Source organism: Burkholderia sp. KL41 (assembly GCF_057005415.2).
The window spans coordinates 1,429,583-1,453,220 of record NZ_CM174447.1 but is presented as its reverse complement, the minus strand read 5'-3'; the positions used below and the strand labels follow the sequence as shown (position 1 = coordinate 1,453,220).

Here is a 23,638-nt window from a genome sequence, read left to right as displayed (position 1 = left end):
CGCATTGCTTTGCCGCTACTCGCCGCGTCGCGCTGCCAGTCACGCGTGATACTTCGCCGCCTCCTGGCACATCCGTTGCTGTTCGACGAGCACCGGCGAGCCCTCGCGCAGCGCGATCGACACCAGGTCGTCACGCATGGTGCGCAACAGGCGCTCGACCTCGAGCGGTTCGTGCTCGTCCAGGTCGAAGTAGAGCCGCGCGATCGCGGCGATCGGCAGACTTTTCACGCGCGCGCAGCACGGTGAACTCGGTACGCGTGTAGGTGCGCGGCACTGGTAGGTCGAGCTGCTGGGGGCGATTGGCCACGGGATCGTGACTCCTCAGAAATTGCTAGCGCCGGGCGATGGTTGATCGGCGGGATACAGGATGTCATCCGTGATGCGGCCGGCGACCCCGTCGAGGTCCGGGAACAACACGCCGCGATTGATGCCGGCCCGCTGAAGCTGCCCGCGGATAGTGCCAAATGCCTCGCCTGGAATGCGGATGTATCGCAGTCGGTCACGAAACCCGGGGTTGGTGTCGAGCGCGAAGTATCTCGTGTCGAGGCCACTTTGCTTCCCGCGATGCACCGTGAACCAGCCGTCCTGGGCAGCGATACGGCGAGAGACATGGCGCGGCTTCAGCAACCGCGTTCGGCCGAGTCGGAGCGGATCTTTGCTCTCCTCGGGCGAGATCAGGTCGTCGTGCACGACGGGCAACATCCACACGGCGCCCGGCCACACGCCACGGCCCTCCTCGCTTTCACACGAACGGTACTCGCACGGTTGCTCGACGGCCGGTTTTTTTACTGCGAACCAGAGGGCCGACAACGCACTCCCCGACCAATCCAGCAAGCGGGTGGGCATCGCGTGGTGTTGCGCGATCGCAAGCCAGTCGGCGTTCGTCAAGTCCACGGTCGATTCGACGTGAGGCAGGGCACGCTGCTTGAACTCGTCGAGCATGCGTTGCTCGGTGTTGGGCCGCAACCGCAGTTGGTATGGTGCGCGTCCAATTGCGGGCACAAGCCGCCACGACTCCACCTCCTGGCCGCGAAACAGTGGGAAATCGAGGCTGATCACGTCGACGCTGGCAAGCCACTTGTCGACGTGTTGTAGAAAGCTCACGAGGTCAGTCGCTTCCCCGACACATTGGGCATCGCGGAGATTCGGATCGAGACTGGATGAGGTGCTCATCGGTGAGTCCTTTGTTCGTGGGTCAGGGTACCGTCATCCTAATGCCCTTTTATTCCACTAGATCCCGCCACGGAATAGAACCACTTAGACAAAGAGTATCGCGGTGCCCTTTGACGACACAACTACACACGCCCTGACTCACTTGCTAGAGTTTCTACGTAGAAACTGTCGACTACGAGGTCCACACACGGATCACGCATTGGCTGCGCCAACTCACAGATTTACCCGTGCATATCAACCGCCGGCGTATTCGCCACGACAGGCAGAAAACGTTCAGCATCAGTCCGATTCGATCGGCAAGTTAAAGGAAGGCGTGCCAACATGCTGCACCTGCTCCAGTGCTTCAAGATAGCGATGGACCGGCACCGCAGCAAGTTGCTTATCATGAACACGAAGCAACGCTTCGAGTGCAGTCCGTTCCGCGTCTGTAAAAGTCCACTTGCCACCCCGCTCTGCCCGCGCAATGCATTGGTTGAGTGCGAAATCCGCGGAGCGATACAGTTCCGCTTCGCCGTCGGAACGCAAATAGAGCGCGAGCGCGAGTATATTGGACAGCGTGGCGATCGACTCGATATCACCACTGCCGCCGCAAAGCAGCGCAAGTGCGAGGTGGTGCTTGAGAGAAAGACGACGGACTTGGTCAACCGGAAGAGGTAGTAGTTGCGCCTTCGTCAGTGGCCGTCGGCGCACGGTAGAGTGTTTTCGCATAGCTTGATTGCCGTGCCAGCAACATCAAATTTTATCGGGCGACCGCTTCATCGTATTCGCCGATCCGCGCGTGTTTAAGCACTTCGGAACCTCGGACGGGAAGTCACGCCTTGCGGCCCCGGCGCTCTAGTTCGATCCTGGTACGTTCCAATTCTCGCGCGAATGTGGCCTCATCCGGGAGGACCGTCTGATACTCCGCTGCGAGTATCTTGTTCGGTAAGTTGTCGAGTGCATAATGCGCCTCGGCCGCGCCTTTTTCAGCACACAGAATCAAGCCAACCGGGGGGTTTTCGCCGGGCTTCATCCAATGTTCACGCGCGTAGTTGAGGTAGAGATGCATCTGCCCCGCGTCCGCATAGCTGAAGCGCCCGACCTTCAAATCGATAATGAGCAGGCATCGCAAGCGCCGGTGAAAAAACACGAGATCGACTCGAAACCAGGTGTCATCGATCCGTAGACGCCGTTGCCGACCTATGAACGCAAAGTCATCGCCGAGCTCGAGGAGGAAATCCGCCAAGTGCTGGATCAAGGCCGCTTCGAGATCCGACTCCGAATATTCGTCCTTCATGTCAAGAAATTCGAGGACGAACGGATCGCGGATCGCTTCCTCAGGCGATAGAAGATCGCCGGGTTGCGCTACAGCCACCTTTCCGAGCAAGGACGCCTTGTTGCGTGACAGCACCAGCCGCTCATAGAGCTGACTGCTGATCTGACGGTCAAGCTGTCGCACAGACCAGCCCTCACGCAACGCTTCAGCCTCGTAAAAGTCGCGAGCAGCTTGCGTTTTCACCGCGAGGAGGCGAACGTAGGCGGACCAGGGCAACGGAAAAGCCTGAGCGATAGAATTTAGCTCAAACGCCACGCCCGGCGGCGCCTTCACCGCCGCCTTGGTTGATTTTGCAGACGCTGTCGGGACAATCCGGGCGGGCGTGGATTGTGCAGACAGTGTCTGCACAATCCGATCCGCAGGCCACGTCAAGTAAAAGGCGCGCATCTGTGCGAGATTGCGCCATCCGAAGCCGCGACCGAATCGCTCTGACAGATCGGCGCCCAAACGGCGGATCACCGCCTCGCCATAAGCGGCCCGTTCCTCCCCGCCCTGCTCGAACTCAACGATTCGTCGCCCGATCTCCCAATATGTCGCCGTCATCAGGGCGTTCACCGTGCGAGCCGTCGCTTCGCGCGCCGACGCGACTATATCGGCAATTTCACGGTGTAGTCCCGCATAAGCGGCCTGCCCGACATCACGCTGCGTCACAGTGCGTTCACCACGTCCTTGAACGCCTTGCCAGCGGTGAACTTCACAGTATTCGCGGCCGGGATGGCAATCTCCGCGCCCGTCGTCGGATTACGTCCCGTGCGGGCGGCTCGCTGCCCCTGCGAAAACGCGCCGAAACCGATCAGCTGTACCGATTCGCCGCGACTCACCACGTCCGTGATCGCGTCCAGGACCGCCTGGACGGTTTTGCTCGCGTCGGTTTTGCTGACGCCCGCGCCCGCTGCGACCGCGTCAATGAGTTCCTGCTTGTTCATGAACAGCCTCGGCAACCAAGTCAAAGCTGCACCCTACCTCATCCCGCTGCACACACGCAAATCGCTGGCGATCAGTGCAGCAATACCCTCCAACTCACTGGCATCCGTCCCCACCACTGCCTGCGGCGGGCAGCCCACCAATAAACTCCGGCTTACACCTGTCGCAGCCACGCTCGCCAAGAGCAATCGCGAACGTTTTTCGCCCGGCCAGCGCTCACACAACTAGCGGGCCGGTGCGGGTGTCATCACTCGCGCAGACTACATGGTCCGGCTTCCGGTGTCACACAACCTGACTGTTTCTCCAGCCGAATCTGCCCGGCCGACCTGCGCGGACCACGGCATCGGTTCGTGCCGCGTCTCCTGCCTCCCGTCTGCCCGCCACCGGCAGCCGGGCCTAGACTCAACTTCAGTTGTGTGAGCGATGGATTCAGCGACATGAATGCAGGGGTCCCGAAATAAAGGGTAACATAGCCCTCACTATGTTCCCCTTCAGTTCTCGCGATTGAGCGCCACAACGTCGACGAGATGTCACGCGGTCCTGTAAGTCTGCCGTCGCCGCAAAAAGGGCCTATGTTGAGCCACCCGTGCAGTCGGCGCGGCGTTCGTCCGTGGGCCTCCCTTGGTCTTCTGTCACCCGCAGGGAAAGCGCCAACGTCAGGTCATTCAGTCGACTCGCATTGAGTGGATTCCCACCTCAACTTGAAAGCCTTATGAAATGATATCGCTTTCCCTTGCCACAGCGACCTAGTACGCACATTAACGTAGAAATACTAATCACTTTTTTTGGCGGGAAACTTTTGCACGCCCCTGCTGACTCCCCAGGCCCCTAACGCAGCAGAAAATAAAGGTGATTGATATCAATCAGTTATCTCACTTTTCCACGTAGCAAAATACGAGATGTGGTCCTTTTTGAACATTTCAGTCCCCTTCTCATAAGTGAGACCTTTTTTGTATGTCGACAACACTGGCACTCAAGAAGTGCTCTGATCGAACGGGCGTTGGGCGGCGAGATGAGCCATCATCTCGGCTACCCTGCCGGTGCGGCCAAGCCGACCAATGCCACGAATCAGCGCAACGGCAAAGGTGCCAAGACGGTCCTGACCGAAGACGGTCCGATTCGCATCGAGGTGCCTCGCGACCGCGACGGCAGCTTCGAACCCATCCTGATTCCCAAGCACGAACGGCGCTTTACTGGCTTCGACGACAAGATCGTCGCCATGTATGCCCGGGGCATGACCGTGCGCGAGATTCAAGGTTTCCTGCTGGAGCAATACGGCACCGAGGTTTCGCCGAACTTCATCAGTTCCGTAACCGATGAAGTCATGGCCGAGGTGACGGCCTGGCAGGCTCGACCGCTTGAGCCGATGTATCCAGTGGTGTTCTTCGACGCCCTGCGGGTCGAGATTCGCGAAGACGCCGTCGTGCGCAACAAGGCGGTGTATCTGACGCTGGGTGTGCTGCCCGACGGCACCCGGGAGATCCTGGGTCTGTGGATCGAGAACACCAAGGGCGCCAAGTTCTGGATGAGGGTGTTCAACAATCTGAAGACGCGCGGCGTTCACGACATCCTGATCGCCGTGACCGACGGTCTGAAGGGCATGCCCGAGGCCTTGGCGGCAGTATTTCCGGCGACGACGCTGCAAACCTGTATCGTCCACCTGATCCGCAATAGCCTGGATTACGCCAGCTGGAAAGACCGCCGCGGGTTGGCTGCGGCGATCAAACCGATCTACGCAGCCCCCAAGTGCAGAAGCCGCTCAGGCTGAACTCGATGCATTTGCAGCAGGTCCCTGGGGCCAGAAATTTCCGACCGTCAGTGGCGCGTGGCGCAACGCCTGGGATCGCGTCATCCCGTTCTTCGCGTTTTCTCCGGGCGTGCGCAAGATCATCAAGACCCGTGGTCACTTCCCGACCGACGAGGCCGCCACCAAGCTCATCTGGCTAGCCTTGCGCAACATCACCGCGAATTGGGGAAGTGCCGCGCATGACTGGAAGACCGCCACGAACCAGTTCGCCATCCTTTACGCAGATCGATTCGTTCGGCCTTCCGTGAAATTGCTATACCTGCCTTGAACACTGAAACCCTGATACCCTCATCGGTATAGTCCATGTGGGTGCCATCTTGACGTCGATTTCGAGCATCAGCGTAGCGAAGAGGTCATGCAGTAAAACTATCGAAGGTACGGTCGCGACCGCACAGCGCTGACGGCCGCCGTCAGCACGCTCCGCGAATCCGGCAAGGCGCTCGGCTGGATCCGGCTTCGCGTCGCTCGCATGCAAGGCGTATCGCGCCAAGACCAAGTGTAAGGTCGAGCGGCCGTATCGCTATATCCGGCAGGACTTCTTCCTGGCGCGCCGCTTCCAGAACCTCACCGACCGGAACCGCCAACTGTGCGAGAGGCTCGACGCGGTCGCAAATGTCCGCGTGCACGGCACCACACACTGCGTCGTCGCTCAGCACTTCAGCGAGGAGCGCCCACTCTGCAGGCGTTGCCGGCCGGCACCTAGCCATTCTCTCCCAATCCCTCCCGATGCCACAAGTCGGCGACCTCCAGTCCTCCGAGATATAACATGCCCGGGTCGATTCACTTGGCCATATTAAATCACCTAGCCTCGCCAATTAACATGTCCATGTGATATCACATGCGCATGTGATATCACATGGACATGTTAGGTCAGCCCCTTTTTTACTGAAGGCGATCAAACTCATTACCAAAAAACGCATCTGACACATTCAACCCAATATTTTGATACCTATAAAAACAAATCTTCATATGTTTAACAAACCTGTTCCGCCTCCGCGACCATGATGATCAGCGGCAGCTTTGGCAGGTGCTTGAAATAGTAGAGACGGCGCACCCTATCGATCGACGCCGTTTCCGAAAAAGAACCCTCCGGTGCCGTCTGGAAGCGCCGGAACGTCGCGGCTTTGCTGATGTTGCGGCCGATGGTGTGCACATCGTAAGGGTGACGCATCACCATGATGCCGTCGTTGCCGATCAGCGACATCGAGCCGTGCTGCCCGAGCGACAGCCCTGCAAACAGCTGACGGAAGTACTCCAAGTTGATCGCAATCAGGGCGATGCCGCCAAACGAGCCGTCGGGGTTCGAGATCCGCCGAGACAGCGCAATACTGAGCATGCCGCCGCGCAGACGCGACGCAAATGGGTCGCTCACGTAAAGCCCGACGTTGGGATTGTCGCGATGGACCGTGAAGTACTTGCGATTCGAAAAGTTGCCCTGGCGCGGCACGTCGTTGGCGGAATCCAGGATGATGTTCCCGCCCGCGTCGAGTACCAGCATCGCGCCAAGAAATTGAGCCGTCATCGCGTGATCGAACAGCACGGCGCGCCGCAGGCTCGCGGAAGAATTCATCACGTCCGTGCGCTGCAGGCCGTGAAGCACCGCTTGCAGCGACAGGTCGTAAAGTTCGACGTTGCGCTCGATGTCGCGTTCGGCCATCAGGCCCAGATTGCGCGAGGTTTCGCGCGCGCGATCAAGCGCGTCGTGGCGGCTTTGCAGTAGCTGGAGCACGCAGAGGCCCATCAGCGCACACGCAATGATGGTTCCGATGGCCACGACGTAGTAAGCGGTTGTTGAACGGGATTGCATGGGGCTCCGCGCTGACCGAACTGGCGCCAGGAGCGCCGCGGCAATTTTATAATGGGCTTCGATCCGAATACTAAAAACGTGCGTGCGCGCGTGCAAGTCGCCCACTTGCATTGGCCTGCAGGGGCCCAAGAACGGCAGCATGAAAATCGATCCGGACGCGTCCCGTTACCTATACTGGATTCACCTGACGAAACGGGAGGCAGGCCATGCGCACACAAGTCGCCGCCGATGAGCCATCCGGCGCGATCCAACTGGTCACCCGTGGATATGCCAAGCTTCTGCTGGCTGGCTTCGCGCTGGTTCCGCTGTATTTGATTGCCTACCTGTACTTCTTCCAGGATCCGTCGCTGAAATTTGAGGATCATGCCTTTCACGAGCTGGCAATAGCCGCCGCGACGCTCGAAGGCGGGTTCGTCACCTATGTCTGCTGGCGTTGCTATCGTCTCTCGGGCGAGCCGCTGTTGCGTTGGCTCACGCTGGGCTTTCTCGGTTTCTCCCTCATCTATGCATTGCATGGCGCCTTCACCGGGATGGCGCATCACAATATCTGGCTGTTTCTGCTTTACGGGCCGGCCTCTCGCCTGACGATGTCGATCCTGACGTTTGTCGGCCAACTCGCGTACAGCCACGCGGCCGACAGCGAGGCAACACGCGCGGATCGCCGCGGCTGGGCGAAGTGGATCGGGCTGTTCGTGCTGATCGACGTCGCGGTCGCCGCCATCGCCTACTCGCCGGTGGCCGGCGCGCCGTGGGTACGCCTGTCGATGGAGGGCGGCGCACTCCTGTTCTCCACCGTGAACGTCGTCGCGCTCGTCCTGCGGCGCATCCGCTCGCCGCTGATGACGATCTACGGCGTATCGGTGGCGTCCTTTGCACTTTCTTCGCTCGCGTTCATCCTCGGGCGGCCGTGGAATCATATGTGGTGGCTGGCGCATGCGATTTTTGCGGCCGGCTTCTTCCTGCTCAGCTTCGGCGTCGTGCAAGCGTTTCACACGACGCGTTCGTTTTCGAAGATCTACAGCCAGGGAGAGCTGTTTGCCCGCTTGAGAGAGGCAATGGCGCGGACGGAGCGGGCGCTGCAGGAGCTGCAGCGGACCAACCAGAAGCTCGAGCACATGGCGGCAACGGACCCACTCACGGGCGCGCCAATCGGCGGCAGTTCATCGAACGCGCGGAGGCCGAAATCGCCCGGGCGAAACGCAATGGCGCACCCTTCTCATTGCTGGCGCTCGATCTCGATCACTTCAAAGCGATCAACGACAGCTACGGGCATCAGGCGGGCGACGCGGTGTTGCAGCGCTTCGTGCAGAAATGCCTCGATGCGATCCGGCCGTACGACGGCGTCGCGCGGATCGGCGGAGAGGAGTTCATGGTGCTGCTGCCGCAAGCCGCGCTGGAGACCGCCCACTCAATCGGCGAACGCCTGCGCGCGGCGATCGCCGGTTCGCCATTCGAGGCGGGCATCGGCCGGCCGATCGAGGTTACCGTGAGCGTGGGCATCTCCGAGTTCGGCCGTGACGGGGAAACGATCGACGCGATGCTGCGCAAGGCGGACGAACGCCTGTACCGCGCGAAGCACCAAGGTCGCAACCGGGTGGTCGCCACGTAGGCGGTGGCACGGCGTCTGCAGTCCCAGCGTGCGTGCCTGCCGAGCCCAGCCGAAGTGGCTTGCTGGGCGCGAGCGTCTCTATTCCCCGACCGGGCCGTCGCGCGACGCATTCTCCCACAGCTGCGGCGCGCCCGCGGCGGACAGATGCACCTGGACGACGTCTCGTGGCATGGCGGAAGAGGCCGGTCCGAGCCGCCTGCTATCCGGCGCCGCGGGCAATCGTCGTCCGCGTCTGCGGTGCGCACCGGTCGTGTTCGGCCTGATGCACGCGCCCTGTCCGTCTCCCCGGGCGGTGCTCATGCGACTGCCGCAGTCACCATGATCTCGACGAGGATCGCGGGCGACGCGAGCATGGCTTCAGTCGTTGCGCGAGCAGGCGCCGTACCCTCCGGCATCCACGCCTCCCACGTGACGTTCATCAGATTGAAGTCGCGCGCCATGTCGGCCACCCAGATCTGTGCACACAGGGGTCTCGAGCGGTCCGTCCGCTGTCAACGGCTCGAGTTCATGACGCGGCGCGCCTCTGCTGCCCTTTCAGTCCTTTTTCGAAGGACCCCACCTTGGATTTGGGCGCGTCGCAGCAACGAGTTGTCACGACGCGTGATAATTACCTGATACTGGTCTCGCAATATGGTCTCGATACGTCGCCAACTTGGATAAATATCCTGGGCGAGCAAGATCTGAACTATCCGCAGCGCGCAACCGAAAACTCTATCGCGTCGCTCGATCTCGCGCGCGACCGCCGCGTCCAATCGCTCTTGTTGACCCAACCGGGCAATTTGACGCACAAGTTCTGGAAAATGCCTATGCAGCACGCTGCGGTCCAACGCAAGTTCTCGGGCGACCGCACGCATACTGCCACATGGACGCTCGCCTGCCGCATAGCTCGTCAGCACGTTCTTGATGTACCCCCAGTCCTCATCACGGTGGAAGGCGCGCGGTACCGTCGTTGCCATTCCAACTGGCAGCGCTCGAACAGTCGCATCGGTCCAGGCAACTTGTGAGCCTCGCAGAAAATCAACCAGCGGGATATCGAACACCCAACAGATGCGAAGCACTGCGCGAATCGAGGGATACGATTTACCCGCACGCCACGCACAAATATTCGACGCCCGGGTGGCGCACAATTCGGCGAACCTCACCGCCTTCCGATTCGCCATCACTTCTATCCCGGCCTCCAGCATACCGGGCCAATTCTGGGGCGATAATTCATTCAGCCGTTCCGCGGGAAATGCCAGAAGCGCAACAAAATTCTCGGCCACCCATTGATCATATTGAGACCCCAGTAAGAACCCTCCGATGTCTGCATTTCCACCCAGCCAGCTGCCACATCGGGAGCAAAACCCCGATAGTCGTCGCCGGTCAAGTTCGTGGCAGTGCGTAAACCCACACTGCGGGCAGACATTGACCAGACTGCAGCGATGCTCCGGACAGCTTCGAACAAGGCCCACGGACCAGATCAGGCGCTCATAGATTCGTCTGCCTTGCTCCAGATCTTCTTGCAGACAGATTGGGCACCATCGACGCGAATTAGTCAGCCAGCCGGTAATGTTGCCAATTGTGCGGTGAATAGGCAAAAGCGTCAGTCGCTCCAAATCTTGCCGAGCGACGAGGGGTTCGAGACACCGAATCCAGGCATGCGCCGTTTTGCCTGCCCCATTGACATAACCCAGTCGCTGCCCAGAGGCAAAGGGCAGTTTCTTCCCTTTCGCATTAGCCGGCCAATCCACGAAAGTGCGTACCAGCACACTCACCGGTACTTGGGCATCAGCAGCCATGTGTGCGACATAGTCAGACAGCTTTTGACGCGCAGCCGAATCGATTGCCTGGGGCACCGTGGCAAACAGCGCCCGCTCCGGCATCCGATATCTCGAGTCGTACATCTGCATGCTAGTTTCCAAACCAGCCGCGGCTTGGCGTAGTCCGACCAACATGTTTCGAACGCGAAACGGATTTCCCTACTGTCGAGCGCCCGACAGTAGCCGCGTCGCCGGGACCCTGCTCTGAATCCGTTTGCTCAGCGTCATCGGGATGAGGCTTTCCTTCGATACGTCGATACCCCAATCTGATTTCCTGACGGAGGCGTTCGAGCGTGGCGGGAGGGTAGAAACTATGAAGGAGTATCGAATCATCAATCTGCTTGCCCTCCGCCGTCGCGATCGACATCGCCCTGACCAGAATTCGCTTCAAGTGCCCAATGCACCCCAGAGACTGCTCGAACAACTTGTCGGCGAAGCGCCCTAATGAAGGTCGCCGGCTCAAAGGCATGCAGTTTTGAAGCGCAATCAAGCCGAGCATAAACTGTTCCGCTTCATCCTGCTGATACGGCCTGAAATGAATCACCTCTCCCCGCCGCGCGAGTTGTCCACTTTGCGTCACGAGTTCGTAAAGCTCGTACGCCCCCGTCAACAAAAGCCTGGTGTCGGCCCGATTCACGATGGATCGGAGCGTATTGGCCTGCCGCTTCACATGTTCATGCTCACGGGATAGTAGAATGTTTGACGCCTCATCAACGAAAATGAGCGCAGGCGAGCGCATCACCAACGCGCGTCGCAGACGCTGACGGAGTATGCGAAGCGTGGGCCGCGGATGTCGGTCAAACACCGGCACCACGACCTCGCGTCCCGCCAGCGTGCGTTTGATCTCGGGCACACTTTCACCAATCAGGGGAATTTGCAGCGCACCGAGAATTGATTCATAGAAATCGACCCAGTCAAAACGATCACGCTCGGCTGCCCATGCCTCCACCCAAGCGGCCGGGATGCGATGTGGATCATCAGGAACCGCATCAAAATACTCCCTATTCTCCATTTGACAGAGCACTTCGCCTAATGCGCTCTTCCCCACGCCCGCCGGTCCAACCAGAACCAACATCGTTCCGCGCAAGCCGCTGCCGATCAACGATCGTAGCTCGGCAAGCTTCGCGTCGAACATAGGATGCGCCACAATTGAATCTTTGAAGTAGGCCAACCTCACCGGAGCAGCGGCGGCCTCTAATTCGCGCGGATACAAAACATCAGTGCGGGCCTTCGATCGTGTACCGGTACCCACGAACACCTCCTGTTTCCAGTTTCTCGAACTTCGACTCCATCGACACGTTGGGCGTTTTCGCGCCAGTCAAACTGGCGACCGGCAATGCAGACGCAGTCTCCGGCACTGCCTCAACCGACGTTCGATGCCCCGATGGTTCAATCATTTCGCCGGCCAGGCGCGTTGTCTCGACCATAGACTGCAGGTGGGATACTTGGGTCCTATGGCACAAGACAAGTCGCTCTTCGGCCCGCGCCTGACTCACGAAATCGGTCGCTTGCTCATCCAACTGCCAGCGGGTCGAGTACATGGGAATCCACTCCCCGTCGACATGGGCATACGCGATTTCCGGTCTCAGCAAATGCATTTTGACCTCGACCGTTCGTTGGTGATAGCGTGTCAACTCCAGTCGAGGATTGCGATACCAGTCATAGTTCAATTTCAAGCCGCGCTGCGCGTCAAGAACGCGTGTTGTGCCCCGAACGGTCGGAAATGCATGGGGTATGCAATCCTCATAGCGCTTCAGACGATTGAGCCGCTCGCCGGTAACTTGTATACCGCTCTCGTAGATCGATCGTGGCGATGCCAGCAACGTCCCATGACGCCGGGTATCGTAAATTTCGAAAAAGAATTTCTCGAGGCCCTCATACAAGTCTGGCAAGGTCAAATTAGCCAATCGCGCAGGGTCGGTTTCTTGCGTCAATTCACGAACACATCGACGCATCTTCGTATTACCAGGAAGATTGTGAAGGAGCATCGACTGTGTAATACCAAAATACCTTTCGATCACCGTGCCATGTCGGCAAGCAGACGCCGGGCGGCTCTTGGCTTCGATCCGCAGAAAGTCCAACAAGCTGATGAAGTCCTTGGAGCCAAACTCCGCTCCGCCATCAAAGATCAAGGTCGACGGCACGCGTCCGAAGCGGCGGATCATATCGAGGATGGCTGCCATGCAACTCAGATATCGCGGACTCAACAGGGAAAGATAAAAGCCCAGAATTCGCCGGCTATATGAACATATGAGCAACGTCAGATACGGGCGCCCCAACGGTTCGCCGGTCTCCATCGAGATTACGTCTATTTCCAGAGGTGTGTGATCAATGTGGACAAATTGCATCGGGTAGTCCCCATGAAGGGGCGTCTCTCGATTCATCGTCCAATACAGCGGTGTCACCTGATACGCGGCCTTCCTTCCGCGCCGTTTCCGCGCCAGACGTGCGCCGTCTTCTCGTTTGATACGCTTCAGGAAGGTTTGCTTCGATACCGTTTCACCGATCTGCTCCAGTCGATCACAAAGCTCGGCGTACACAAACCATTTGGACTTTCCAATTAGCGTCTCGTACTTTTCCTCGATCGTTTTGGCAATCAGCGCGTCAACCTCCGGTTTCACTTTCGCGCGGCGATTTCCCCGCGCTGACCAGCGCGGCAGGAACGCTGCCAACACGTCCGTGCCGTTTGCCAACGCCTTACGCTTCTTTTGCGCGTACTCGCGGTACGTCCGGTCCGTGTATTGCCGAACCGCTTCACTGCGCACCCCCGCCTCCCAGGAGGCCAACAGGTCTCGCATCTTCTGCGCATGCAACACTGCGCCGGTGCTTGCATATCGCCACGGAGAATCTAAGGCCAGCTGAGGGGCACCATCAACGTCATCGACCAGTACAAGGGTTCCCGACGCATAGGCCCGTTCCACGAACGACTGCCGCAGTATAAGAGGCTCTCGGAGCTCGTCCGACTGAAGCAACACGTCGAGATCCCCGGACGCAGCAACGGTGTAAACTGTTCCAGCAAGGGAGATTTTCGTTCCAATGGACAACAATTCCCTACGCCACGGCGGCAAACGCTCCGATGTGGCTCGCGTGCTCGAACATCGATACACCTCAAGCGTGACCGTGTCCCGGAAGACCATAAATCGATTGCAGTCCTTGACAAATGCACTCGACCAATCAGATATCATTCGTCGGTTTGCCAAAGCCAAATAGAATTCATCCTTCGTGCGATGCGGAATCGCATCGAACAATTCTTCGAGCGTCGCGTATCCGTTCAAGCGAAAGAACTCGGTAATGTCCCGGTCGAATCCCGGGTTGGGGCACATGCTGTCGAGCAAATAAGTTCGAAAAAAATCCTGGTTACGGCTTACCCTGTCGGACAAATCGTGGTCCGTTCGGAGACGGTACGTCAGGCCCAAGCTATGCGCCGCCTTCTCGAATGGAGGCGAGCGTGGTTGATCATCCCCGGCAACAATGCGATTGCCACCTTGCGTGACGAGCTTTTCTACACGAGAGCAGGGTAACCAGTCATCTAAATAAAGTCCCTCGGCTGTCATCACCAGGAACGACGGAGTATGGTTATAGCGTACTGTTCGCCCGTTCCTCCCGACGTAGTTGGCACATAGCGGAATCGCGGCATCGAGATAGCCGAATACCTGGTCGTCAAACATGTAGTTGAGCGCGGCCCGGCGTTCAATGGTGTTGGCCACATTTACATGCATCCCCATTTTGGGACAGGGTAATCGGCTAGGCGCCGCGTGGGGCGTTGGCGCCGTCCAGCGTGCGGGCTGCCGAAAAGCGTCGAGAATTTGCTGACGTGTCGCGGGTGGGGTACCCAACCGATCGAACAGCGAGTACAACATGGCAGGATCAAAGCGCAACATGATCACTCCCTTTTTACAGTCGCCGCCCACGCTACGCCATCCCGCTGCTCGCTGTTTTGCGCTACGTCAACCACCATGTCGAACCTCCTGTCGTGCGCGGCGACTGGCCGATGCGCTTCCTCGACGTTTCGACGTCCGCGTTGCGGAGCTAAACCCGATAGACAACGCAAGCATCCACAATAGTTGACGTCGCTCACGGGACAGGCAGATCCGACACGCTAATTTGTAACTACTTGTGCAACTTGTAAGCGTCAGTGAACCAATTCCTTTCCATAGGCCCGGTTTTATGAGTTCCACCACACTGATCTTCAAGGACACGCTGCTCGGCCTCGTCGCGGGCGTGCAGCTGTCGTCGAACGACATGCTGCGGATCGGCGACTGGATCACGATGCCGTCGGCCGGCGCGGACGGCACGGTCATCGACATCACGCTGAACACCGTCAAGGTCGCGAACTTCGATCACACGATCATCACGGTGCCCACGTGGAAACTGATCACCGAGAGCTACCAGAACTGGCGCGGAATGACCGAGGCAGGCGGGCGCCGCATCAAGCGCGCGCTGTTCGTCGACGCGACGAGCGTGCGTTTTCTTTCGAACGACGAGATCGAACGGCTCGAACGCCTGACGCTGCTGAAGGACTATCTCGAGGACAAGGTCGACGCGATCGAGCAATGGAACGGCACGCTCGGCACGGCCGGCGATTGCCCGGCGAACCGCCGCCAGCTGACGAATCTCGGCACGTTCCGCGCGTATGTCGCGAACTACCTGAAGGGCCATCCGCGCATCCGCCGCGACATGACCTGCATGGCGCGGCAACTGCCGCTCACGGCCGAAGGCATTCCGCTCGAACTGTACTGCTTCACCGACACGACGACCTGGGTCGACTATGAAGCCATCCAGTCCGACCTGTTCGATCACCTGATCGCGGTGCTGCCGGAATTCGGGCTGCGCGTGTACCAGCACCCGTCGGGTTTCGACATGCGGCAGATGGCCGGCGTCGTGCAAGCCGGGCAAGCCGGGCTGCAAGCGCCGCACGCGGGATGACGCGCGACACGGCGGCCGGTCATCGGCCGCCTGCCGCCGGGCATGGCGGCACTCACCGCGCCGCGCACTCCGACGCGAGCCGCCCGAGCACCTTCAGCGCATCCTCGATCTGCCGCGACCACGGATAGCTGTAGTTGAGCCGGATGAAATGCCGGTAATCGGTGCCGGCCGAGAACATGTGCCCGGGCCCGACCGTGATCCGCTCCGCGAGAGCCAGCGCATACAGCTTCATCGCGTCGACCTGCTTCGGCAGCTCGACCCACAGCACATACCCGCCCTGCGGCTGCGACAGCCGCGTGCCCTCCGGAAAGAAGCGCCGCACCATCGCGCTCATCAGGCTCGCCTGCTGCGCATACAGCTTGCGCATGCGCCGCAGGTGAAAGTCGTAGCCGTCGTGTTTCAGGTACTCGGCGATCGCGAGCTGCTCGATCGCGGGCGTCGCGAGCGTGTTCAGGAATTTCAGCTTCTCGACCTGGTCGCGGTAGCGGCCCGGCATCGCCCAGCCGATCCGGTAGCGCGGCGACAGGCTCTTCGTGAACGACGCGCAATGCAGCACGAGCCCGTCGCGGTCGAACGACTTCAGTGCGCTCGGTGTCGTGTCGCCGAAGTGCAGCTCGTGATAGACATCGCTCTCGATCGCCGGCACGTCGTGCTTCGCCAGCAGCTCGACGAGCGCGCGCTTGCGCGCGTCGGGCATCTGGAAGCCGAGCGGATTCTGGAAATTCGGCATCACCATGCACGCGGCGATGCGCTCGCGTTCGAGGATTCGCTCGAGCGCGTCGAGATCGATGCCGTCACCCGGGTGCGTCGCGACTTCCAGCGCACGCATGCCCATCCGCTCGATCGCGTGCAGCATCGCGTAGAACGTCGGCGACTCCACCGCGATCGTGTCGCCCGGCCGCGCGACGGCCTGCAGGCACAGGTTGATCGCCTCGGTCGCGCCGATCGTCACCACGATCTCGCCGGGTTCGACCGCGATCCCGCGCTCCGCGTAACGCCGCGCGATCTGGCGGATCAGCTCCTGGTTGCCGGGCGGCAGATCGTCGATCACGCCCCAGCGGGTGCGGCGGCGGCCGATCGTCTGCGCATAACGCGCGAGACGCTGCACCGGAAACTGCGACGCATCGGGATACGGCGAGCCGAGCGGCACCGCGTCGTCGCGCGCGATCGAACGCAGCGTCGACAGCACGAGCCGGCTCACGTCCACGGCCGACGGTTCCGCGGCAGGCGCCGACATGTGCAGCTCGGCCTCGGCGGGCGCCGACGCGCGCGCACGGACGAAGTAGCCCGATTGCGGCCGGCTCTCGATCAGGCCGCGGCTTTCCAGCACGAGGTACGCACGCAGCACGGTGGTGACGCTGAGCTGCTGCTGCCGGCTCGCCTGCCGCACCGACGGAATCCGCTCGCCGGGCCGGTATACGCCACGCTCGATCTGCGCCTGGAGATCGTCGGCCAGTTGTTCGTAACGCTTCACGCGCCTCCCTTTCAACTTCCCTTCAACAACACAGTTGCGATCCGCACTGCCTGAATGGCCGCAACTGTACTCTTTTTTGAAGCGAACAGGTGTACACACAGCCAGACGGGGCCCGCGCGTACTCTGCGGCCATCGACCCCGACACCCGTTGCATCATGAAAAAGAAATCCGCTACCGCGCGCATCGAACCGTACACCCACCCGGCCGCCGGCTGGGGTGCGCTGAAGGCCGTCACGATCAACCTGATCAAGGAAAAGGTCGCGGGCGGCAACTACCGCACGCTGCTGCGCCAGAACCAGCCGGACGGCTTCGACTGCCCGGGCTGCGCATGGCCCGACCGCCAGCACGCATCGACGTTCGAATTCTGCGAAAACGGCGTGAAGGCCGTGGCCGCCGAAGCGACCAGCAAGCGCGTGACGCCCGAATTCTTCGCCGCGCACACGGTCACCGAGCTGCTCGAACAGACGGACTTCGAACTCGAGCAGCACGGCCGGCTCACCGACCCGATGGTGTACGACGCGCAGACCGACCGCTACGTGCCGATCGCGTGGGACGACGCATTCGAGCTGATCGCGCGCCACCTGCGCGCGCTGCCCGATCCGAACCAGGCCGCGTTCTACACGTCCGGGCGCGCGAGCAACGAAGCGGCGTTCCTGTACCAGCTGCTCGTGCGGCTGTACGGCACGAACAACTTTCCCGACTGCTCGAACATGTGCCACGAGGCGACGAGCCGCGGGCTGCCGCCGTCGGTCGGCGTCGGCAAGGGCACCGTCACGCTCGACGATTTCGAGCACGCCGACACGCTGCTGATCTTCGGCCAGAACCCGGCCACCAACCACCCGCGGATGATGGGCGAGCTGCGCGAATGCGCGAAGCGCGGTGCGACGATCGTGTCGATCAACCCGCTGAAGGAGCGCGGCCTCGAACGTTTCGCCGATCCGCAGAGCCCGATCGAGATGCTGACGATGTCGGGCACGAAGATCGCTTCGACGTTCATCCAGCCGACGATCGGCGGCGATTTCGCGCTGATCAAGGGGATGGCGAAGCGCGTGCTCGAACTCGACGACGCCGCGCGCGCCGCCGGTGCGCCGCGCGTGCTCGACACCGCGTTCATCGGCGAGCACACGGCCGGCTTCGACGCGTTTGCCGACGATCTCCGCAACGAAAGCTGGTCCGCGCTGACCGCCGAAAGCGGCGTGCCGTACGAACAGATCGACAGCCTCGCGCAGCTCTACGCACGCAGCGAACGCGTGATCGCGACGTGGGGGATGGGCATCACGCAGCACAAGCATTCGGTCGCGACCGTGCAGATGCTGACGAACCTGATGCTGATGCGCGGCAACATCGGCCGCCCCGGCGCCGGCCTGTGCCCGGTGCGTGGCCACTCGAACGTGCAGGGCAACCGCACGGTCGGGATCGAGGAAAAGCCGTCGCAGGCGTTCCTCGACCGGCTCGGCCACGTGTTCGATTTCGAACCGCCGCGCCACCACGGCTACGACGTCGTCGAGACGATCGAAGGCATGCTCGAAGGCCACGTGAAGGTGCTGATCGGCCTCGGCGGCAACTTCGCGATGGCGACGCCCGACACGCCGCGCACGTGGGCAGGCATGCGCCGCTGCGATCTTTCCGTGCACATCACGACGAAGCTGAACCGCAGCCACCTGATCCACGGCCGCGACGCGCTGATCCTGCCGACGCTCGGCCGCACCGAGATCGACCTGCAGGACAACGTCGCGCAAGGCGTGACGGTCGAGGATTCGATGAGCATGGTCCACGTGTCGTACGGGATGAACAAGCCGGCCTCGCCGAACCTGATGTCGGAGCCCGCGATCGTCGCGCACATCGGCCATGCGCTGTTCGGCAGCGGCAAGGTCGACTGGCTCGCCTACAAGGACGATTACGCGAAGATTCGCGACGCGATCGAGGCCACCCTCGACGGCTTCTACGACTACAACACGCGCATCGCACGGCCGGGCGGCTTCCACCTGCGCGTCGCGTCGCGCGACCGCGAATGGCTCACGCCGACCGGCAAGGCGAACTTCTTCGCGCACCCGCTGCCCGCCGACACGCCGATCCAGCGCGCCCGCGCGCTGCACGGCGAACGCCTGATGACGCTGATGACGACGCGCTCGCACGACCAGTACAACACGACCGTCTACGGGCTCGACGACCGCTATCGCGGCGTGTTCGGCCAGCGTCGCGTGGTGTTCGCCAACCGCGACGATCTCGCGATGCTCGGCCTGAAGGCCGGCGAATGGGTCGACATGGAAACCGTGTGGCACGACGGCATCGAGCGGCGCGCGGACGGTTTCCTGCTCGTCGAATACGACATCCCGCGCGGCTGCATCGGCGCGTACTACCCGGAAACCAACCCGCTGGTGCCGCTCGACAGCGTCGGCGACGTGTGCAACACGCCGACGTCGAAGTCGGTACCCGTGCTGCTGCATCGCGCGGCCGCGCCGGCATCGATCGCCGCCTGACGGAGCACGCCGATGATCGTTCGTCCGCGCGAGCACTGGCTGCGGATGCTGCTCGTCTGGAACGGGTCGGTGCTGCCGACCATCCTGCCGCAACTCGTGCTGACGCTCGCGATCAGCGTCGTCGCGGTGTGGGGCGGCGGCCGCGTGCTCGGCGAGAAGGTGCCACTGAACCCGACGCCGTTCACGCTGATCGGCCTCACGCTCGCGATCTTCGCCGGGTTTCGCAACAATGCGAGCTACGAACGCTACCGCGAGGGCCGTCAGCTGTGGGGCGGCGTGCTGACCGCCACGCGCACGCTGGTGTCGCAGGCGCTCTGCTACGGCGCGATCGACGATGACGACGCGTCACGGCAGGCGTTCGTGCGCAAGGTCGTCGCGTTCGTCTATGCGCTGAAGCATCAGCTGCGCGGCACCGATCCGTCGGCCGACCTGCGCACGCTGCTCGACGGCGCCGCCTGTACGCGCATCGCCGCCGCCCGGTATGCGCCGGTCGCGATCGTTCACGAACTGCGCGAAGCATTCGCCGCGCGCGCCGACGCCGGGCGTCTCGCCGATACGCGACTGTGGATGCTCGACGCACGCCTCGACGATCTCGTCGCGATGGTGAGCGGCTGCGAGCGCATCGCGTCGACGCCGATCCCGTTCTCGTACGACGTGCTGCTGCACCGGACGATCTATGCGTACTGCGTGCTGCTGCCGTTCGGCCTCGTCGATTCGATCGGCGCGGCAACGCCGTTCGTCACCGTGTTCGTCGCCTATACGCTGATCGCGCTCGACGCGATCGCGCATGCGATCGCCGAACCGTTCGGCGACGGGCCGAACCATCTCGCGCTCGATGCAATGACGCGGACGATCGAGCGCACGCTGCTCGAACTGAACCGCGAGCCGCTACCGGCGGAAGTGACGCCCGGCAAGGCCTATCGCCTCAGTTGACGCGCGGGCCGCCGCTCGCGCGCCCCTCCGCCCTCCGCCCCTCCGCCTCTCAGTCCCTCAGTCCCTCAGTCCCTCAGTCCCTCAGTCCCTCAGTCCCTCAATCCCTCAGTCCCTCAATCCCGGCGGCCGCGCAGGAAGCGGTCATGCGCGGCCGCCGTCTCCGCGATCGTCCGCAGCAGCACGACACCGCGCAGCAGCGCGCGCCCGTCGTCGCTGTCGACCTCGGTCACGCGCCGCAGCAGCACGCGGGCCGCCGCGCCGCAAGCCCGCTCGAGCCCGGCGAAATCCGCGAGCCCGACCCGCCCCCGCACCAACGCGTCCGCACGGCGTGCCGCCGGCTCGCGCGCCGCCAGTTCGGCCAGCGCCAACAGGCTGTCGCCGATCGTCCAGGCCGCGAGCAAGTCGCGCAGGTCGCGCTCGATGAGGGTGGCCGGCAGACGGCCCGCGAAGCCGAGCTCGCGCCCGAGACGGTCGGCCGTGCGGCTCAGCCACGCGCTCGCCGGCCACGCCCGCGGATTGCGTGCGATGCGGGCGAGGTCGCCGCGCACCGCGCTATGCAGGCGCCGCCGGCTCGCGCCGGGATCGCCGGGGAACACGAGCGCGAACACCATCGCGCCGAACGCGATGCCGAGCAGCGTGGCGAGCGCCGAATTGAGAAAGGCGGCGTCGCCGATGCGCGCCGTATTGTCCGGCGACGTGAAATTCCAGAAGAAGATCGAGAAGCCGCTGCCGATGCCGGCCGCACGCGGATGGCGCATCGCGATGCCCGCGCCGATCGTGAACACGCCGAGGATGTACGCGAGCATCTCGAAGCCCGACACCGCCGGCAGCAGCACGAAGTTGCAAAGAGCACCCGCGACCGCCGCGCAAGCTGCTCCTTTCAGGAAGCCGACGGTGGCGCCCACCGAGTTCGGGCGCGTCGAGAACAGCGCGCAGACCACTCCCGTGATCGCGACGAACCCGGCGCCCGACGGCCACGCCGTCACGATCCAGAACACCGCGGCGATCAGCACCGCGATGAACGCGCGCATCCCGTTGTGCCACGCGAGCACCGGATCGTGGTGGAACGCATAGCGCACCCGCGACGCCGGCGGATTCGGCAGGTCCAGCAGCGCCTTGCCCGCAAAGGCGGCGTCGAACCCGGCAAGCAGCGCCGCCAGCCGGTCGAGCGTGAGCAGGCGCGACGGGTCCGAGCCGGACGGCTCCGCGGCCTCGGCGCGCACCGCGTCGTCCACGCGCGCCCGCAATGCGGTGAGCGCGGCGCCTGCTTCGCCCGACGCCGCCACGCCGTCGAGCACCTGCGCGGCATCGGCGACCAGCGGGTCCGGCGTGCCGCCGCTGCGCGCCGCGTGATCGTGCAGCGCCTGCCCCGCGGCCTGCGCGGACAGCACGCCCAGCACCGCCGAGCGCAGATGGCCGATCGCGTTGCGCACCGGCGGCGCGCCGGTGGCCGCATATTCGGCCGCCGTGTCGAGTTCGAGCGCATCCGCGAACAGCCGGTGCACGGCCGCGACGTTCGGCTCGCGGCGCAGCGCACCCGCGCCGACCGCCGCCGCGCGGTCGAGATAGCGCTTGAGACGCGTACGGACATCGTCCAGCGGCGTGCCCGGTGCGAAGACCGTATCGAACAGCGCGCCGCACAGGATGCCGACCACCACGTAGAGGAACCGCGCGACCGCGATGTCGAACGCGTGCAGCGGCGCGGATACCGCATCCATCGCGACGATCGCGGCCGTGTAGCCGGCGAGCACCGCCGCATAGGCGCGGAAATTCCGCTGGAACGTCGCGACGCCCGCGCACAGGCCGATCCAGGCAGCGAGCGCCGGCAGGAACAGCTCGGGGGTCTGCGCGAATGCACCGGTCAGCACGAGCGCGACGGCCGCGCCGATCGCGGTGCCGAGAATCCGGTACTGACTCTTCGACAAGCCCATCCCGCGGCTGCCCTGCGCGACGATCCACACCGTCGATGCGGCCCATTTCGGGTCGTCGAGATTCATCCGGAAGGCAATGTAGAGCGCGAGCAGCGACGCGGCCGTGTTGCGCAACGCGAAGGCGATCGCACCGGGCGGCAGCGTGGGCCGTGCGTCGCGCAGCACGGTGCGGAAGGCCGCAAGCGGCGGCAGATCGGGCAAGGCGAATTTCATGCGGCGAGCATACGGGCGCGCGCCGCCGCCACTAAGACGCATGGACGGGATGCGTTATTGCACCGGGCAGGATAATCGCCGCCGCACGGAACGATCCGGCCGGCGAAGGTAAGATGCGCGCGTGTCGAACACGCAAGCACCCCGTATGAATTTCGAAAGCATCCGCATATTCCTGCGCGTGGTCGAGCGCGGCAACTTCACCGCCGCCGCCACGCAACTCGACATGCCGCTCAGCCGCGTGAGCCGCAAGGTCAAGCAGCTCGAGGACGATCTCGGCGTCCAGCTGCTGTACCGGACCACGCGCCGCGTGTCCGTCACCGAGGCCGGACGCGACTACTACGAGCGCTGCCTGCGCGCCGAGGACATCCTGCTCGACGCGGACCGCCAGGCCCGCGCGCTGCGCATCGCGCCGGAGGGCACGCTGCGCGTGCTGGTGCCCTACTCGATCGGCCTGTTCGAACTGGAGCCTGCGCTCGCCGAGTTTCGCCGGCGCTACCCGCTCGTCCAGCTCGTGCTGATCTACGACAACAACCCGCTCGATCTCGTCGAGCACGGCTTCGACGTCGCGCTGCGCGCGGGCGTGCTGACCGACTCCAGCTACATCGCACGCTCGCTCGGCTGGTCGCAGGCGAAGCTCGCCGCGAGCCCCGCCTATCTCGACCGCGTCGGCCGGCCCGCCACGCCGCAGGACCTCGCGCAGCACGACCTGCTGCTCGTCGGCCGCGACGCGCCCGGCCAGACGCTGCGGCTCACCAATGCGGCCGGCGAAGTCGCCGACGTGCCGGTGCGGCCGGTGCTGATCACCAACGAATCGGTGACGGTGCTGCGCCAGGCCGCGAGCGGCGGCGGCATCGCGCTGGCCTCGACGCACTACACGGCCCGCCGGCTCGAACGGAACGAACTCGAAATCGTGCTGCCCGACTGGCACCGGGCCGACGACGTCGAACTGCACGTGCTGTACCCGCGGCGCGCGACGCTCGACAGCAAGGTGCGCGCGTTCGTCGAGTTCCTCGCGGAACTGTTCACCGCATGGCGAACCGCACCGTAACCGGCTCGGTTCGGCCCGGTTCGCACACCGATTATTGCGCGGCGCGAAATCGATTAATGAGCCGGCCCGTGTTGATGGCGGCTCGCCACATCGTTAGCCTGTCGCGATGCACAACGACTCCACCGGCGACGGCAGCCGCCTGACCGCTGCCCGCAGACGCGTCACGCGCGTCCCGCCTTCCTGACCGGCAGCATCCCGC

At 62.8% G+C, this 23,638-nt stretch carries 13 protein-coding genes and 6 pseudogenes; 7 read left to right on the top strand and 12 right to left on the bottom strand.

Going from position 1 to position 23,638, the window contains the following annotated elements; all coding sequences use genetic code 11:
• Positions 1 to 81: 81 nt before the first annotated feature.
• The 5 genes and pseudogenes from PQB87_RS24020 to PQB87_RS24000 all read right to left on the bottom strand — a co-directional run.
• Positions 82 to 307, bottom strand: a pseudogene (locus PQB87_RS24020) (integrase); the annotation flags it as partial.
• 14 nt (positions 308 to 321) lie between these two features.
• A complete protein-coding gene (locus PQB87_RS24015) occupies positions 322 to 1,173 on the bottom strand; it encodes an FRG domain-containing protein (RefSeq protein ID WP_049098169.1) in 852 nt (283 codons plus the stop codon).
• 279 nt (positions 1,174 to 1,452) lie between these two features.
• Positions 1,453 to 1,881, bottom strand: a complete 429-nt coding sequence (locus PQB87_RS24010; RefSeq protein ID WP_080982102.1) for a hypothetical protein — start codon at positions 1,879 to 1,881, stop codon at positions 1,453 to 1,455.
• Positions 1,882 to 1,984: 103 nt separating this feature from the next.
• Positions 1,985 to 3,139 carry a PDDEXK nuclease domain-containing protein gene (locus PQB87_RS24005; protein WP_027791978.1) on the bottom strand — a complete coding sequence of 385 codons (1,155 nt, stop codon included), beginning with the start codon at positions 3,137 to 3,139 and terminating at the stop codon, positions 1,985 to 1,987.
• Positions 3,136 to 3,414, bottom strand: a complete 279-nt coding sequence (locus tag PQB87_RS24000; RefSeq protein WP_027791979.1) for an HU family DNA-binding protein — start codon at positions 3,412 to 3,414, stop codon at positions 3,136 to 3,138. The genes PQB87_RS24005 and PQB87_RS24000 overlap by 4 nt, the downstream gene beginning before the upstream one ends.
• Before the next feature lie 974 nt (positions 3,415 to 4,388).
• Between PQB87_RS24000 and PQB87_RS23995 the strand changes: the two are divergent.
• Together PQB87_RS23995 and PQB87_RS23990 are read left to right on the top strand one after the other, a co-directional pair.
• Positions 4,389 to 5,487: pseudogene (locus PQB87_RS23995) on the top strand (IS256 family transposase); the annotation flags it as partial.
• Positions 5,488 to 5,671: 184 nt separating this feature from the next.
• Positions 5,672 to 5,919, top strand: a pseudogene (locus PQB87_RS23990) (IS21 family transposase); the annotation flags it as partial.
• Between the two features lie 282 nt (positions 5,920 to 6,201).
• Here the strand turns inward: PQB87_RS23990 and PQB87_RS23985 are convergent.
• Positions 6,202 to 7,026, bottom strand: a pseudogene (locus tag PQB87_RS23985) (cache domain-containing protein); the annotation flags it as partial.
• Between the two features lie 206 nt (positions 7,027 to 7,232).
• Here PQB87_RS23985 and PQB87_RS23980 point away from each other — a divergent pair.
• Positions 7,233 to 8,635 (top strand): annotated as a pseudogene (locus PQB87_RS23980) (GGDEF domain-containing protein).
• A gap of 296 nt (positions 8,636 to 8,931) precedes the next feature.
• Here the strand turns inward: PQB87_RS23980 and PQB87_RS23975 are convergent.
• The 4 genes from PQB87_RS23975 to PQB87_RS23960 are packed head-to-tail and all read right to left on the bottom strand — an operon-like array spanning position 8,932 to position 14,315.
• Positions 8,932 to 9,075 carry a RidA family protein gene (locus PQB87_RS23975; RefSeq protein ID WP_143262259.1) on the bottom strand — a complete coding sequence of 48 codons (144 nt, stop codon included), beginning with the start codon at positions 9,073 to 9,075 and terminating at the stop codon, positions 8,932 to 8,934.
• Positions 9,076 to 9,126: 51 nt separating this feature from the next.
• Positions 9,127 to 10,524, bottom strand: coding sequence for a TniQ family protein (locus PQB87_RS23970; protein ID WP_489244064.1), 1,398 nt, complete (start codon positions 10,522 to 10,524; stop codon positions 9,127 to 9,129).
• Position 10,525: 1 nt separating this feature from the next.
• Complete coding sequence (locus PQB87_RS23965; RefSeq protein ID WP_143262258.1) at positions 10,526 to 11,686, bottom strand: AAA family ATPase; 1,161 nt, start codon at positions 11,684 to 11,686, stop codon at positions 10,526 to 10,528.
• The gene (locus PQB87_RS23960) at positions 11,652 to 14,315 is read right to left on the bottom strand and encodes a TnsB C-terminal domain-containing protein (RefSeq protein ID WP_489244063.1); all 2,664 of its coding nucleotides are present in this window, start codon (positions 14,313 to 14,315) and stop codon (positions 11,652 to 11,654) included. Before PQB87_RS23960 ends, PQB87_RS23965 begins: the two co-directional genes overlap by 35 nt.
• A gap of 295 nt (positions 14,316 to 14,610) precedes the next feature.
• Here PQB87_RS23960 and PQB87_RS23955 point away from each other — a divergent pair.
• Positions 14,611 to 15,360: pseudogene (locus PQB87_RS23955) on the top strand (mechanosensitive ion channel family protein); the annotation flags it as partial.
• Between the two features lie 52 nt (positions 15,361 to 15,412).
• On the opposite strand, the gene PQB87_RS23950 reads toward PQB87_RS23955, so the two are convergent.
• Positions 15,413 to 16,834 carry an aminotransferase-like domain-containing protein gene (locus tag PQB87_RS23950; RefSeq protein ID WP_059650396.1) on the bottom strand — a complete coding sequence of 474 codons (1,422 nt, stop codon included), beginning with the start codon at positions 16,832 to 16,834 and terminating at the stop codon, positions 15,413 to 15,415.
• A gap of 155 nt (positions 16,835 to 16,989) precedes the next feature.
• Between PQB87_RS23950 and PQB87_RS23945 the strand changes: the two genes are divergently transcribed.
• Together PQB87_RS23945 and PQB87_RS23940 are read left to right on the top strand one after the other, a co-directional pair.
• On the top strand, positions 16,990 to 19,314 hold the full coding sequence (locus PQB87_RS23945; protein WP_174413944.1) for an FdhF/YdeP family oxidoreductase: 2,325 nt from the start codon (positions 16,990 to 16,992) through the stop codon (positions 19,312 to 19,314).
• Between the two features lie 12 nt (positions 19,315 to 19,326).
• Positions 19,327 to 20,247, top strand: a complete 921-nt coding sequence (locus tag PQB87_RS23940; RefSeq protein ID WP_059697417.1) for a bestrophin family protein — start codon at positions 19,327 to 19,329, stop codon at positions 20,245 to 20,247.
• Positions 20,248 to 20,360: 113 nt separating this feature from the next.
• Here PQB87_RS23940 and PQB87_RS23935 read toward each other — a convergent pair whose 3' ends face one another.
• Positions 20,361 to 22,391 carry an FUSC family protein gene (locus PQB87_RS23935; RefSeq protein WP_489244060.1) on the bottom strand — a complete coding sequence of 677 codons (2,031 nt, stop codon included), beginning with the start codon at positions 22,389 to 22,391 and terminating at the stop codon, positions 20,361 to 20,363.
• A 145-nt stretch (positions 22,392 to 22,536) separates the two neighbouring features.
• On the opposite strand from PQB87_RS23935, the gene PQB87_RS23930 reads away from it, so the two are divergent.
• Positions 22,537 to 23,439 carry a LysR family transcriptional regulator gene (locus tag PQB87_RS23930; protein WP_489244058.1) on the top strand — a complete coding sequence of 301 codons (903 nt, stop codon included), beginning with the start codon at positions 22,537 to 22,539 and terminating at the stop codon, positions 23,437 to 23,439.
• Positions 23,440 to 23,638: the final 199 nt, after the last annotated feature.